The sequence below is a fragment of the Glutamicibacter sp. TV12E genome (assembly GCF_052441935.1).
Classification (GTDB): domain Bacteria; phylum Actinomycetota; class Actinomycetes; order Actinomycetales; family Micrococcaceae; genus Glutamicibacter.
Genome location: NZ_JBQVVF010000001.1, coordinates 1,086,705 through 1,101,551 on the forward strand (window position 1 = coordinate 1,086,705; position 14,847 = coordinate 1,101,551).

General features: G+C 56.7%; 5 protein-coding genes and 3 rRNA genes. All 8 read right to left on the reverse strand.

All coding sequences use genetic code 11. The annotated features are described in order from the left end of the window. Positions 1 to 91: 91 nt before the first annotated feature. On the reverse strand, positions 92 to 2,605 hold the full coding sequence (locus ACT7DV_RS05015; protein WP_444661162.1) for an ATP-dependent Clp protease ATP-binding subunit: 2,514 nt from the start codon (positions 2,603 to 2,605) through the stop codon (positions 92 to 94). A 267-nt stretch (positions 2,606 to 2,872) separates the two neighbouring features. Next, positions 2,873 to 3,193 (reverse strand): histone-like nucleoid-structuring protein Lsr2, encoded by a 321-nt coding sequence (locus ACT7DV_RS05020; RefSeq protein ID WP_022876972.1) that lies wholly within the window; start codon positions 3,191 to 3,193, stop codon positions 2,873 to 2,875. A gap of 138 nt (positions 3,194 to 3,331) precedes the next feature. Continuing rightward, a complete protein-coding gene (locus ACT7DV_RS05025; protein ID WP_444661163.1) occupies positions 3,332 to 3,499 on the reverse strand; it encodes a hypothetical protein in 168 nt (55 codons plus the stop codon). Between the two features lie 2 nt (positions 3,500 to 3,501). Then, a complete protein-coding gene (lysS, locus tag ACT7DV_RS05030) occupies positions 3,502 to 5,016 on the reverse strand; it encodes a lysine--tRNA ligase (RefSeq protein ID WP_444661164.1) in 1,515 nt (504 codons plus the stop codon). 136 nt (positions 5,017 to 5,152) lie between these two features. After that, on the reverse strand, positions 5,153 to 7,126 hold the full coding sequence (locus ACT7DV_RS05035) for a M13 family metallopeptidase (RefSeq protein WP_444661165.1): 1,974 nt from the start codon (positions 7,124 to 7,126) through the stop codon (positions 5,153 to 5,155). 161 nt (positions 7,127 to 7,287) lie between these two features. After that, positions 7,288 to 7,404: ribosomal RNA gene (rrf, locus tag ACT7DV_RS05040) — 5S ribosomal RNA — on the reverse strand. Between the two features lie 164 nt (positions 7,405 to 7,568). Next, positions 7,569 to 10,701, reverse strand: a 23S ribosomal RNA gene (locus tag ACT7DV_RS05045). A gap of 642 nt (positions 10,702 to 11,343) precedes the next feature. Then, positions 11,344 to 12,869, reverse strand: a 16S ribosomal RNA gene (locus ACT7DV_RS05050). The 16S, 23S and 5S rRNA genes sit together here, the layout of an rRNA operon. Positions 12,870 to 14,847 lie beyond the last annotated feature (1,978 nt).

The following is a 14,847-nucleotide window of genomic DNA, read 5'->3' on the forward strand; positions in this document are numbered from 1 at the left end:
GAATCAGCCTACGATAAATGGAATTTAAGGCAACGAGCCGCGGAACCAGTTTCATCTGGTTCCGCGGCTCGTTGATAGTCAGGTGCTGCGCTTAGCTTTCCAGCGCGGCCGGTGCCGGCTCACCTTCCAGCTGGCCGGTACCGCCCTCAGCGTGGAAGACGAACTTCTGGTCCGCCCCCTCGCCTTCGACATCCACCGTGACCTTCTGTCCGGCAAGGATCTGGCCGAAGAGGATCCGCTCGGAGAGCTGGTCTTCGATATCGCGCTGGATGGTGCGGCGCAATGGACGGGCACCCATGGCTGGGTCGTAGCCGCGCTGTGCCAGCAGGCTGCGGGCAGCCTGCGTCAGCTCGATCGTCATGTCGCGTTCCTTCAAGCGCTTGGCCAGGCGGCCAACAAACAGGTCGACGATCTCTTCGATCTCGTCCTGGTTCAGCTGCGGGAAGACCACGGTGTCATCAACACGGTTCAGGAATTCAGGGCGGAAGTGCTGGCGCAGCTCTTCCTGGACCTTGGCCTGCATCCGCTCATAACCGGTCTTGGTATCCGCGGCCGACTGGAAGCCGGTCATCACACCCTTGGAGATGTCGCGGGTACCGAGGTTGGTGGTCATGATGATGATGGTGTTCTTGAAGTCCACCACGCGACCCTGGGAGTCTGTCAAGCGGCCGTCTTCCAGAATCTGCAACAGCGAGTTGAACAGGTCGGCGTGGGCCTTCTCCACCTCATCGAAGAGCACGACGGAGAACGGACGGCGGCGGACCTTCTCGGTCAGCTGTCCGCCTTCTTCGTAGCCGACGTAGCCTGGAGGGGCACCGAACAGTCGGGAAACGGTGTGCTTCTCCGAGTATTCGGACATGTCCAGAGTGATCAGCGCATCTTCCTCGCCGAAGAGGAACTCTGCCAGCGCCTTGGCCAGCTCGGTCTTGCCGACACCGGTTGGGCCGGCGAAGATGAACGAGCCGCCTGGGCGGTTTGGATCCTTCAGGCCTGCACGGGTGCGGCGGATCGCCTGGGAGATGGCCTTGATCGCCGAATCCTGGCCGATCACGCGCTTGTGCAGTTCGTCTTCCATGTTCAGCAGGCGCGTGGACTCTTCCTCGGTCAGCTTCACTACCGGGATGCCGGTGGAGTTTGCCAGAACTTCGGCAATCAGCTCTTCGGTGACCTCGGATACTTCATCCATGTCACCGTTGCGCCACGACTTTTCCTTTTCGTTGCGCGCCTCGATGAGCTTGGACTCCTTGTCGCGCAGCGAGGCTGCGCCTTCGAAGTCCTGCGCGTCGATCGCCGCTTCCTTCTCCAGGCGTACGGTCGCGATCTCCTCGTCCATTTCCTTCAGGGCGGGAGGCGCGGTCATTCGCTGGATGCGCAGGCGGGCACCGGCTTCATCGATCAGGTCAACTGCCTTGTCTGGCAGGAAGCGGTCCGAGATGTAGCGGTGGGCCAGCGTTGCGGCAGCCTGCAGCGCGCCATCGGTGATGGTCACGCGGTGGTGTGCCTCGTAGCGGTCACGCAGGCCGCGCAGGATCTGCGTGGTCAGCTCAACGGTTGGTTCCTTGACCTGGATCGGCTGGAAGCGGCGCTCCAGCGCAGCATCCTTCTCGATGTTCTTGCGGTACTCATCAAGGGTGGTGGCACCAATGGTCTGCAGTTCTCCACGAGCCAGCATGGGCTTGAGGATCGAGGCAGCGTCAATAGCGCCTTCGGCGGCACCGGCACCCACGAGGGTGTGGATCTCGTCGATGAACAAGATGATGTCGCCACGGGTGCGGATCTCCTTGAGGACCTTCTTCAGGCGCTCTTCGAAGTCACCGCGGTAGCGCGAGCCGGCCACCAGGGAACCGAGGTCCAAGGTGTACAGCTGCTTGTCCTTGATGGTTTCTGGCACGTCGCCGCGGACGATCGACTGGGCCAGGCCCTCGACGACAGCGGTCTTGCCAACACCAGGCTCGCCGATCAGTACCGGGTTGTTCTTGGTGCGGCGCGAGAGGACCTGCATGACGCGTTCCATCTCGTGCTCGCGGCCAATCACCGGATCAAGCTTGCCTTCGCGGGCCGCGGCGGTGAGGTTGCGTCCGAACTGGTCCAGCACTGCTGAACCAGCCGGGGTGCCTTCCTGCTGCCCGGCCGAGCTGACACCAGCGGAGGCAGTCTCCTTGCCGCCCTGGTAGCCCGAAAGCAGCTGAATGACTTGCTGGCGCACGCGGCCGAGGTCGGCACCCAGCTTTACCAGCACCTGGGCGGCTACGCCCTCGCCTTCGCGGATCAGGCCGAGCAGGATGTGCTCGGTCCCAATGTAGTTATGTCCCAGCTGCAATGCTTCGCGCAGCGACAATTCCAAGACCTTCTTGGCGCGAGGAGTGAACGGGATGTGACCGGAAGGCGCCTGCTGGCCCTTGCCGATAATCTCCTGAACCTGCTCGCGTACGGCACCCAGCGAAATATTCAGCGACTCTAGCGCTTTTGCGGCTACACCGTCACCTTCGTGGATTAGGCCGAGCAGCAGGTGCTCGGTGCCGATGTAATTGTGGTTGAGCATGCGCGCCTCTTCTTGGGCGAGCACGACAACTCGACGGGCACGGTCGGTAAATCTCTCAAACATCTTCGGCACACTCCTTGCTTACCAATAATTCGATGCTACGCATCTAGCGCCTTCAATTCGCCCTTGTTCGCCACGGGGATAACCCGATCAGTTGCTTCAGTCCTGATTGCCGGCTCCGGGAAACGGGAACGAATGCATTTTAGTTATTGCACAAACACTATTATCTTCAACCAAATTAAATGGATATATCACGATCGCCGTTATAAGAAAATGAGTCGGCACATAGAATGTGCCGACTCATTTGAAGTCTATCTGCAACCGAATGAATTACTTCGTGCGGTTGCGTCCGCCTTTGCGCATTGCAGCGTTGTAGGCATCTACAACTTCCGCATTAAGGCGCCCGCGGGCGTTGACCTTAATATTATTCTCTTTTGCCCAGGCGCGAATAGCTGGAGCTTCGCTGGTTGCAGTCTGCTTCGACGAACGCGCAGCTTCTACATACGGTTCAATAGCCGCGTGGAATTGTGCAGCATGCTCGTCGTTCAAATCAATTTCGAAGTGCTGGCCAGCAACACTAAAAGCAATTGATTCGGTTGCTTCGCTACCATCAATATCATCAATCAGGGCAATTTGAACCTGACGTGCCATCTGAGGATTCCTCCGAGCTTGAATGTGCTGGACTATCTGGTTTGAACCCACCAGTCCTTTTCAATGTTCAAGCTTATACAAATAGCGACTGAGAATTCTAATTCTGATCAGAATTCACAAGCTTCTTTCAGGAATACCCTAATTCTCGTTAGACGGATTATTGGAATCCGAACGATTTTGAATAAGCGCATCTGCTTCCGCTTCGGCTTGGCGCTCTTTTCGGTCCGCGTTTGTAATAGCTTTCATCACGTACCAAAAAAGCAACGCCAGACAGATAGTCGGAACAATTGCCTCGATATATGGCATTTCTATGCCTCCGGCTTGAGCAGTGGGAAGAGAATGGTTTCGCGGATGCCGACATTGGTAAAGAGCATCACCAAGCGGTCAATGCCCAAGCCGATGCCGCCCATTGGCGGGGCGCCATATTCCAAGGCACGCAGGAAGTCTTCATCGAGCTGCATCGCTTCGGGATCGCCGCCGGCGGCCAGCAGGGACTGCTCGGTGAGGCGCTCGCGCTGGATGACCGGGTCGATCAGCTCGGAGAACGCGGTTCCGCGTTCCATGCCGCCGATGATCAGGTCCCACGCCTCGATAACCCCTGGCTTCGAGCGGTGCGGACGAGCCAATGGCTGGGCCAGTGGCGGGTAGTCGCAAACGAAGGTCGGGTCGATCAGGGTCGGTTCGACGATCTCGCCGAACAGCTCAATCACCAGCTTCTGGGCACCCCAGGCCGGATCGATCTTGACGTCGTGCTTTTCGGCGATTTCGCGCAGCACCGAAGCCTCGGTGTCGGGGGTGATCTCGACGCCCACGACCTCGGACAGGCCCGGGTACACGCTGAGCCAGCGCCATTCGCCATCCAGGTTGGCGGTGCCCTTGGGGGTCTCGATGCTGCGGCCGGCTCCGATGGCGTCGGCGGCATTGAGGATGATCTCCTTGATGCGGTCGGCCATGACGTACTGGTCTGCATAGGCTTCGTAGGATTCCAGGGTGGTGAATTCCGGCGAGTGGGTCGAGTCGACGCCTTCGTTGCGGAAGATGCGTCCAACCTCGAACACGCGGTCCACGCCGCCGACAACGCAGCGCTTCAGGTAGAGCTCGGTGGCGATGCGCAGGGTCATTTCCTGGTCAAAAGCGTTCAGGTGGGTCTTGAATGGGCGGGCCGAAGCGCCACCGTGGACCAGCTGCAGCATCGGGGTCTCAACCTCGACGTAGTTGTGGTTCTCGAGGGTGTTGCGCACGGCGCGAACAATTGCTGCGCGCTTGTAGACCATCTCGCGGGCTTCATTGCGCACGATCAGATCGGCGTAGCGCTGGCGAACGCGGGTTTCCTCGTTCAGGTCGGCATGCAGCACCGGCAATGGGCGCAAAGCCTTGGAAGCCATCTCGAATGCATCTGCCATGATTGACAGCTCGCCGCGGCGGGAGGAAATCACCTTGCCGCTGACAAAGACGTGGTCACCCAGGTCGACCAGGGACTTCCATGCAGCCAAGCGCTCTTCGCCGACATTGGCCAGCGACAGCATGACCTGCAGGCGCACGCCTTCGCCCTTGGGGCCGCCCTCCTGCAAGGTGGCGAAGCACAGCTTGCCGGTGTTGCGCATGAACACGATGCGGCCGACAACGCCCACCACATCTTCGGTTTCTTCGCCGGCTTCGAGGTGCTCGTATTTGTCGCGGATTTCCAGCAGGGAGTGGGTGCGGGCCACACCCACAGGGTAGGCTTCCTCACCCTTGGCCAAGAACTGGTTGCGCTTATCGGCACGAACCTGTCGCTGGTCGTTGGGATCAATGGGCTGTGCGGGATTATTTTCGGAAGTCACAATAGTCCATTCTACGTGTCATTGTGCACGGATAAAGCCCATCATGATCAGACTTACACCCCGAAGTTCAGCCAGCGACGACGGCAGGGCACCGGAAAAGCGAACTTTCCGATGCCCTGCCAGAGTGTTTTGAATATTACCAGATTTCAACGCGCTGCGCTGGATCCAGCCACATGCCATCCCCCGGCTTCGTGCCGAAGGCCTCGTGGAATGCCTCGAGGTTCTTGGGAACCTGGTTGCAGCGGAACTCGCCCGGCGCGTGCGGGTCGGTGCGCACCCGGACCACAGCGGTTTCCGGGCGGATGAGGGTGCGCCAGCATTCAGCCCAGGAGTAGAAGAAGCGCTGGTCGCCGGTGACACCGTCGATCACCTCGTCCTCGGTGATTCCGCGGGCCGCGAGCTCGAGCTTGTACGCCTTATAGGCGATGCCCAGTCCGCCCAAGTCGCCAATGTTTTCACCCAAGGTCAGGGCGCCATTGACATTGTGCTCTGGCGCTTCGGTAGGCGAGAGCGCGTTGTACTGTTCTACCAGCTTGCCGGTGAGCTTCTCGAAAGCGGCGCGATCATCATCGGTCCACCAATTGGTCAGCTGGCCGCTGCCGTCAAACTGCGATCCCTGGTCATCAAAGCCGTGGCCGATCTCGTGTCCGATCACCGCGCCGATGGCGCCGAAGTTCGAAGCGATATCCCGGTCCACATCAAAGAACGGCAAGCGCAGGATGGCTGCGGGGAAGGCGATCTCGTTCAGCAGCGGGTGGTAGTAGGCGTTCACCGTCTGCGGGTACATGAACCACAGCTCGCGGTCAACGCCGTCGTCGATCTTCTTCAGCTCGCGCTTGAATTCGAATTCGTTGGCGGATGCCAAGTTGGCGATGACGTCCAGCTCATCGGTGGTGATGGACGAGTAGTCGATCCACTCGTTCGGGTAGCCGATCTTCGGGCGGAACTTCGAGAGCTTGTCCAGCGCCTTTTCAATGGTCTGCTCACCCATCCACGACAGCTCGCCAATGGAGATCCGGTAAGCCTCGATCAGACGCTGCACCAGCTGGTCCATGGCGGCTTTGGCTTCTGGCGGGAAATTCTCGGCAACGTAAAGCTGGCCGATATCCTCGCCGACCGCGCCTTCGGTGAAGGCGACACCACGCTTCCAGCGGTCCTTGATCTGCTCCACCCCGCCGAGCTTGGCGGAATAGAAGGAGAAGTTCTCATTCACGAAGTCGCTGGAGAGGTAGGGCGCGAAGGAACGCAACACCTGTACGCGCAGCCAGTTCTTCCATGCTTCCAGCGGCTGCTCGGCGACTAGTCCCGAGAGCCCCTCGAGGTAGCTTGGCTGCCAAACGACAACTTCCCCATAGTAGTTGGCATCGATTCCGGCACCAGACAGCCACTCTTTCAGCCCAGCGAAGAGGTCAAAGAGCTGCTCGCCGCTCAAGAGGTTGTAGCGGGCCTGGGCATCGCGGACCTTTACCCGGTCCCAGTGGTATTCGGCGATGGCCGTTTCGAGCTCGACGACTTGAGCCGCGGCTTCCTCGGCGCTGTCTAAGCCGCCGAGGCTGAGCAGGCGCACCAGGTGCTCGCGGTAATCGGAAACGGTCTCTGCCAGTTGCTCGTCGTGGTAGTAGGACTCGTCCGGAAGGCCCAGGCCGCCTTGGAGGAAGGTCAGCAGGTTGCGCTCCGGATTGCCCGCATCGTTCATGGCCCCGATCTCGAGGAATCCGCTGATGCCCTTGCGGTAGAACGAACCAGAGAGTTCAAGCAGGGATTCGACGCTTTGGATTTCGGAGATGGCCTGCAGGTATCCGGCGATCGGTCCCGCACCGCGCTCTTCGATGACCGCTTCATTCATGAATGAGCCATACAGGTGGGCGATGCGTTGTGTTGCTCCATCGGTCGCTGAGCCCGACTCGTAGGCCTGGACTGCTTTCTTGATGATGGCGTGAACGGCTTCTTCTGCCTGGTCGCGCAGTTCCATGAAGGAACCGTAGATCCCTTGGTCTCCGGGGATAGTGGCGGTTTCGAACCACTTGCCGTTGCTATGGCGGTAGAGATCGTCCTGGGGACGAATCGAATCGTCGCGATAGCGCAGCGGGCTCGTTGTCTCAGTGGTCAAAGCAGGGCTCCCTCGGTAGCAGATCTCGTTTTATCTACTACACACTGTAACCAGTTCCCCGATGAAATTGAGCGTGAGTACCGCTGGTGCGCGGACGGCTTAAACAAGTTTGGGCCCCGACACACGATCGTGTCAGGGCCCAAACCATATATTCAAGTTAAGTCCGGCGGTGACCTACTCTCCCACACCCTCACGAGTGCAGTACCATCGGCGCAATGGGCCTTAGCTTCCGGGTTCGGTATGGGACCGGGCGTTTCCCCCACGCTATGACCGCCGTAACAATCACGAAGCACACAAACCAATCCCTGGTCGTGTTTCCAGTGCCAGGGCCAAAGCCCTGCACCTGCAAAAAGTTTCATGGTTTCAGAGGTTGTTGTCTCGTAACCGCATAGTGAACGCGAGCAGCATTGAAAACTTCATTAGTTCAATATTGCATTATTGTGTGTTGAAAGTCATCGGCCTATTAGTACAGGTCAGCTACACAAGTCTTCAGTCCTTGCTTCCACATCCTGCCTATCAACCCAGTGGTCTAGCTGGGGGCCTCACACACTCAAGGTGCATGGAAATCTCATCTCGAAGCAGGCTTCCCGCTTAGATGCTTTCAGCGGTTATCCCTTCCCAACGTAGCTAATCAGCGATGCACTTGGCAGTACAACTGACACACCAGAGGTTAGTCCGTCCCGGTCCTCTCGTACTAAGGACAGCCCTTCTCAAATTTCCAACGCGCGCAGCGGATAGGGACCGAACTGTCTCACGACGTTCTAAACCCAGCTCGCGTACCGCTTTAATGGGCGAACAGCCCAACCCTTGGGACCTACTCCAGCCCCAGGATGCGACGAGCCGACATCGAGGTGCCAAACCATGCCGTCGATATGGACTCTTGGGCAAGATCAGCCTGTTATCCCCGAGGTACCTTTTATCCGTTGAGCGACGGCCCTTCCACGAGGTGCCGCCGGATCACTAGTCCCGACTTTCGTCCCTGCTCGAGCTGTCACTCTCACAGTCAAGCTCCCTTGTGCACTTACACTCGACACCTGATTGCCAACCAGGCTGAGGGAACCTTTGGGCGCCTCCGTTACATTTTAGGAGGCAACCGCCCCAGTTAAACTACCCATCAGGCACTGTCCCTGAACCAGATCATGGTCCGAAGTTAGGTGACCGATACAGCCAGAGTGGTATTTCAACGATGACTCCACCTGAACTAGCGTCCAAGCTTCACAGTCTCCCACCTATCCTACACAAGCTGCACCGAACACCAATACCAAACTATAGTAAAGGTCTCGGGGTCTTTCCGTCCTGCTGCGCGTAACGAGCATCTTTACTCGTACTGCAATTTCGCCGAGTTCATGGTTGAGACAGCGGGGAAGTCGTTACTCCATTCGTGCAGGTCGGAACTTACCCGACAAGGAATTTCGCTACCTTAGGATGGTTATAGTTACCACCGCCGTTTACTGGGGCTTAAATTCTCAGCTTCGCCTCACGGCTAACCAGTCCTCTTAACCTTCCAGCACCGGGCAGGAGTCAGTCCGTATACATCGTCTTGCGACTTCGCACGGACCTGTGTTTTTAGTAAACAGTCGCTTCCCCCTGGTCTCTGCGGCCCACACCCGCATCAGAGGAGCAAGTCCTCATCACGGGGCAGGCCCCCCTTCTTCCGAAGTTACGGGGGCATTTTGCCGAGTTCCTTAACCATGATTCTCTCGATCGCCTTAGTATTCTCTACCTGATCACCTGTGTCGGTTTGGGGTACGGGCGGACTGGGACCTCGCGCCGATGCTTTTCTAGGCAGCATAGGATCACCGAATCACCCGCCAAAGCGGGCGCCTATCAGGTCTCAGAATCAATGAGCGGCGGATTTGCCAACCACTCTTCCTACACCCTTGGACCAGGTCAATTCCATTGCCTGGCTCGGCTACCTTCCTGCGTCACACCTGTTAATACGCTGACCTCACTGCATCGGTTCCCACCACATCACACAACCAGCAACCCGAAGGCCGCAACAGCCATGATCCATCATGGTTAGCATCCACAGCTCAGTATGGGCGGTCCTTCGCCGGTACGGGAATATCAACCCGTTATCCATCGACTACGCCTGTCGGCCTCGCCTTAGGCCCCGACTAACCCAGGGCAGATTAGCTTAACCCTGGAACCCTTGATCATTCGGCGGACGGGTTTCTCACCCGTCATTCGCTACTCATGCCTGCATTCTCACTCGTATAGCGTCCACCGCTGGTTTCCACCGCGACTTCACCCGCTATACGACGCTCCCCTACCCATCCAAACACCCAATCGAAACCAGGTTAATATTTGAATGACGCAACTTCGGCGGTGTGCTTGAGCCCCGCTACATTATCGGCGCGGAATCACTTGACCAGTGAGCTATTACGCACTCTTTCAAGGGTGGCTGCTTCTAAGCCAACCTCCTGGTTGTCACAGCAACTCCACATCCTTTCCCACTTAGCACACGCTTAGGGGCCTTAGTTGGCGTTCTGGGCTGTTTCCCTCTCGACTATGAAGCTTATCCCCCACAGTCTCACTGCTGCGCTCTCACTTACCGGCATTCGGAGTTTGGCTAAGGTCAGTAACCTTGTAGGGCCCATCGCCTATCCAGTAGCTCTACCTCCAGCAAGAAACACGCAACGCTGCACCTAAATGCATTTCGGGGAGAACCAGCTATCACGAAGTTTGATTGGCCTTTCACCCCTACCCACAGCTCATCCCCTCCATTTTCAACTGAAGTGGGTTCGGTCCTCCACACGCTCTTACACGCGCTTCAACCTGGCCATGGGTAGATCACTTCGCTTCGGGTCTAGACCGTGCCACTCAAACGCCCTATTCAGACTCGCTTTCGCTACGGCTACCCCACACGGGTTAACCTCGCGACACAGCACTAACTCGCAGGCTCATTCTTCAAAAGGCACGCCATCACCCAGGAACAAGTCCCAGGCTCTAACGGATTGTAAGCGCACGGTTTCAGGTACTATTTCACTCCCCTCCCGGGGTACTTTTCACCATTCCCTCACGGTACTGATTCACTATCGGTCATCAAGTAGTATTCAGGCTTACCAGGTGGTCCTGGCAGATTCACACAAGGTTTCACGGGCCCCGTGCTACTCGGGTATCAACACTAGAACGGCAGACACGCATTACACCTACGGGACTATCACCCTCTATGGTCCGGCATTCCAACCGATTCACCTATACGCCTGCACCTCATCCCACCAGCAAGATAGCACTGGTACATGTTGACCCCACAACCCCGACGATGCAACGCCTATCCGCTATCACACACCAACCGGTTTAGCCCCATCCGCGTTCGCTCGCCACTACTAACGGAATCACTATTGTTTTCTCTTCCTGCGGGTACTGAGATGTTTCACTTCCCCGCGTTCCCTCCACACAGCCTATACATTCAGCTGCAGGTCACACCACATAACATGGTGCGGGGTTCCCCCATTCGGAAATCCTGGTATCAACGTCCGGTTATCGACTCCACCAGGCTTATCGCAGATTCCCACGTCCTTCATCGGCTCTTGATGCCAAGGCATCCACCGTGCGCCCTTAAAAACTTCAACACAAAACAAAGTTCTCAGAATTGAGCAATAAAACAATCTAACAAAATCACGCAGACAAGACTCAAACACCCAAGAATCCAAGGAAAAGGACCCCAGAGCTCATCTCATCTGCAAGATGCTCGCGTTCACTATACAGTTCCCAAACAACAACCCCGCACCCCCGCAAACACACCCGCAGCAACAACCCGCAACCCCCACCCCAAAGGATGAAAACCACAAACCATCACCGCCCAGGCACGCCCACGGCAAACACAGGACAAACACCGAAACACCAAGAACCCCTCAAAACCCCAGCCAACAACCACCACCAACCCCCAACACGCACCAAAGCGCATCAAAAGCCAGCAGCCAATCATCAACCAGGCAAGGAGGCTTGTTGCCTCAAAACCCAACAGCATGCCAAACCATACAAGCCGCACAACACCACCACCATCTTTCCAGCACCCCAAAGGATGCGTACTCGACAACGGCAACGCCGCACAGCCACAGCCAGTACCCCGCCCGCACCACACAACCCCACAAAGGGCCGATCAGGCACACGCGCTTTCCAGTACTGAGTTCATTGATATTCCACCCATGAGCAACCCACCCGGACAACACTCGTGTCCAGCATGGGCAACCAAAAAATGGTTAGCTCCTTAGAAAGGAGGTGATCCAGCCGCACCTTCCGGTACGGCTACCTTGTTACGACTTAGTCCCAATCGCCAGTCCCACCTTCGACGACTCCCCCCACACAAGGTGGTTAGGCCATCGGCTTCGGGTGTTACCAACTTTCGTGACTTGACGGGCGGTGTGTACAAGGCCCGGGAACGTATTCACCGCAGCGTTGCTGATCTGCGATTACTAGCGACTCCGACTTCATGGGGTCGAGTTGCAGACCCCAATCCGAACTGAGACCGGCTTTTAGGGATTAGCTCCACCTCACAGTATCGCAACCCATTGTACCGGCCATTGTAGCATGCGTGAAGCCCAAGACATAAGGGGCATGATGATTTGACGTCATCCCCACCTTCCTCCGAGTTGACCCCGGCAGTCTCCCATGAGTCCCCACCACTACGTGCTGGCAACATGGAACGAGGGTTGCGCTCGTTGCGGGACTTAACCCAACATCTCACGACACGAGCTGACGACAACCATGCACCACCTGTGAACCAGCCCCGAAGGGAAACCCCATCTCTGGAGCGGTCTGGCACATGTCAAGCCTTGGTAAGGTTCTTCGCGTTGCATCGAATTAATCCGCATGCTCCGCCGCTTGTGCGGGCCCCCGTCAATTCCTTTGAGTTTTAGCCTTGCGGCCGTACTCCCCAGGCGGGGCACTTAATGCGTTAGCTACGGCGCGGAAAACGTGGAATGTCCCCCACACCTAGTGCCCAACGTTTACGGCATGGACTACCAGGGTATCTAATCCTGTTCGCTCCCCATGCTTTCGCTCCTCAGCGTCAGTAAATGCCCAGAGACCTGCCTTCGCCATCGGTGTTCCTCCTGATATCTGCGCATTTCACCGCTACACCAGGAATTCCAGTCTCCCCTACATCACTCTAGTCTGCCCGTACCCACCGCAGATCCGAGGTTGAGCCTCGGACTTTCACGGCAGACGCGACAAACCGCCTACGAGCTCTTTACGCCCAATAAATCCGGATAACGCTTGCGCCCTACGTATTACCGCGGCTGCTGGCACGTAGTTAGCCGGCGCTTCTTCTGCAGGTACCGTCACTTTCGCTTCTTCCCTACTGAAAGAGGTTTACAACCCGAAGGCCGTCATCCCTCACGCGGCGTCGCTGCATCAGGCTTCCGCCCATTGTGCAATATTCCCCACTGCTGCCTCCCGTAGGAGTCTGGGCCGTGTCTCAGTCCCAGTGTGGCCGGTCACCCTCTCAGGCCGGCTACCCGTCGTCGCCTTGGTGAGCCATTACCTCACCAACAAGCTGATAGGCCGCGAGTCCATCCCCCACCGATAAATCTTTCAACAAACCACCATGCGGTGAAAAGTCATATCCGGTATTAGACCCAGTTTCCCGGGCTTATCCCAAAGTCGGGGGCAGGTTACTCACGTGTTACTCACCCGTTCGCCACTAATCCACCCAGCAAGCTGGGCTTCATCGTTCGACTTGCATGTGTTAAGCACGCCGCCAGCGTTCATCCTGAGCCAGGATCAAACTCTCCATAAAAAACAAAAAGCCACCGAAACCCCTCGGAAAATAAGGGAGAATCAATGAAAAAATCCTGGCGAATAAAAAACACTCAAGAACACTGCACGGGGGTGCAATGCCTCAAGCAAATGTTATGTATTCACCAAATAAAAATATTCGGTATCAACAAACTTGGCACACTATTGAGTTCTCAAACAACAAACACTTACCGGTTCTCCACAACCCGTCAATTCGGGCCATGATTTCGTCCAGCGTTATATTCAAATCTTATCACCGTGAATTTCTGAAAGTCAAATCAATTGTTTGTGATTTGAAAAAGTATTCACGATTCCCATTTATCAATGAATTCCGACAGTGACCTGTGCGAAATCCGTTGATTTTCTGGGGTTTTGCCTCCGTTTTGCATCCGGTTATTTCTTCCGTTTTGCTCTCGGCGACAAGGAAAAACTATACACAGGTTTTGGGGGTGGTGCAAATCGGGTGGGTGGTTTGCGGCGGTGACCGTGGACACTTAATCCAAATAGGGCGCCCCGGAGATTACAAAGCAACCGTGCCAGTAAATATCCAAGGAATCTAGAATTCCTTCGTCCCGCCAAATCCGTTTATGCGCTTGCCCTAATTGTTCTTCTAGGATTCCCGCTCTTCAGCCTGTTGCAACGCTCTGAGTGCGCAGGTGCCGTAAGCGCTCAACAACTTCGTAGAGAGTTCCACGCTCATAGCTGGTCAAGACACGAAGCGCTCAATCCCCAAGCCATCAACTGCGGCCTGACCCTTCTGAGCTTTTCATCAGCCGGATTGCATCTCTCTCGCTAGATGGTCGATCCGAACGCCTCTGCTGGAAGCGGCACATATCGAGGTCCCCGCAGATTCCACGACAATCGGAGCAGCATCTCTGAGGCTCACGGAAGTGCGCATCTAGAAGTAGCGACCCGCGTTCGTGGATAACCCGGCAGATGCCAGCGAGGTGGCTGATTCAACTACTCCTGTAGTCGGATGCATCGGGGGAACCAACGCGGGAAGGGAGCGGCAATCACCATCTGCGAACGCATGAGCCTTTTGTAATTGCGCCTGGGCGTTGGCCAACTGGACTACTCGTGCACGTGGAGCGCCGCGTCCCATAGAACGGCACATGTCGTCAATGAGCGCTACCATCGAACCCTGGTTGCGGAGCACCATAAAGGCAGCTCCCTTGCGGCTTACTCCCCTCGCCCCTGTCTACTATGTACTCCATGTACTTCCGCTGAATTGCGGCACTGTCCGTTTGGTTGGTCAATTTGGACATGGCTTCCATGGCGCGTACGCCGTTCCCTGAAATCCCCGCATTGTCGGGATCAGCTTGGCTGAGTTCGGCAAGCCCAAGCTGTCGCGGGACGGGTGAAGGAGCTGGTGCGCCTAGTACAGCGCCGCATGATGCCGGAAGCTGATGAGGGCAGCTGATGAGGGCAGCTGATGAGGGAATCAGCAGCGTCAACGATAAGTTGTCCGAGTTTCACGTAAAGTCCCCATAATTGCAGACGCTGTCGGCTGACGCTGCATTACTGGCTCCGTAAGCCGGGCTGGGAAAGACTCGCCGTTTTTGCTCCACAATCCAATAGTGCTCTTCGGATCCAATGGATATTACCGGAAGTGTCGTCCTGGGTGCGCGCAACCAACACTTTCTCTAAAACGGTAAGCAAGACACAGATCGATTGACATTTGGAGCCACCAACCTGATTTGCTCGCGTGGTCTAGGACCGGGTCCGATTCCTGAAAGCCAGTATTACGTTGTCTGATCATCCCACTGCAGAAGGGGCCCAGGAAATACCGTTCCGATATCGGCTTGTGAATATAGCGAGCGCGCCAGCGCAATAGTAAGTACATAGGACCGTGGCCATCCTTGAATAGCTGTACCTAGATCGAACAGCGAGCTGGCATCATTGTATGCAATGGCCTCATCGCCCTCTACGAGGGTGGCCACACCACGGACATACCTACACCAATGAAGTGATGCTTTGAA

What these genes read in the sequence shown, in the direction of transcription:
- ACT7DV_RS05015 (WP_444661162.1), bottom strand. Translation starts at nt 2,605, where the DNA reads ATGTTTGAGAGATTTACCGACCGTGCCCGTCGAGTTGTCGTGCTCGCC.
- ACT7DV_RS05020 (WP_022876972.1), bottom strand. Translation starts at nt 3,193, where the DNA reads ATGGCACGTCAGGTTCAAATTGCCCTGATTGATGATATTGATGGTAGC.
- ACT7DV_RS05025 (WP_444661163.1), bottom strand. Translation starts at nt 3,499, where the DNA reads ATGCCATATATCGAGGCAATTGTTCCGACTATCTGTCTGGCGTTGCTT.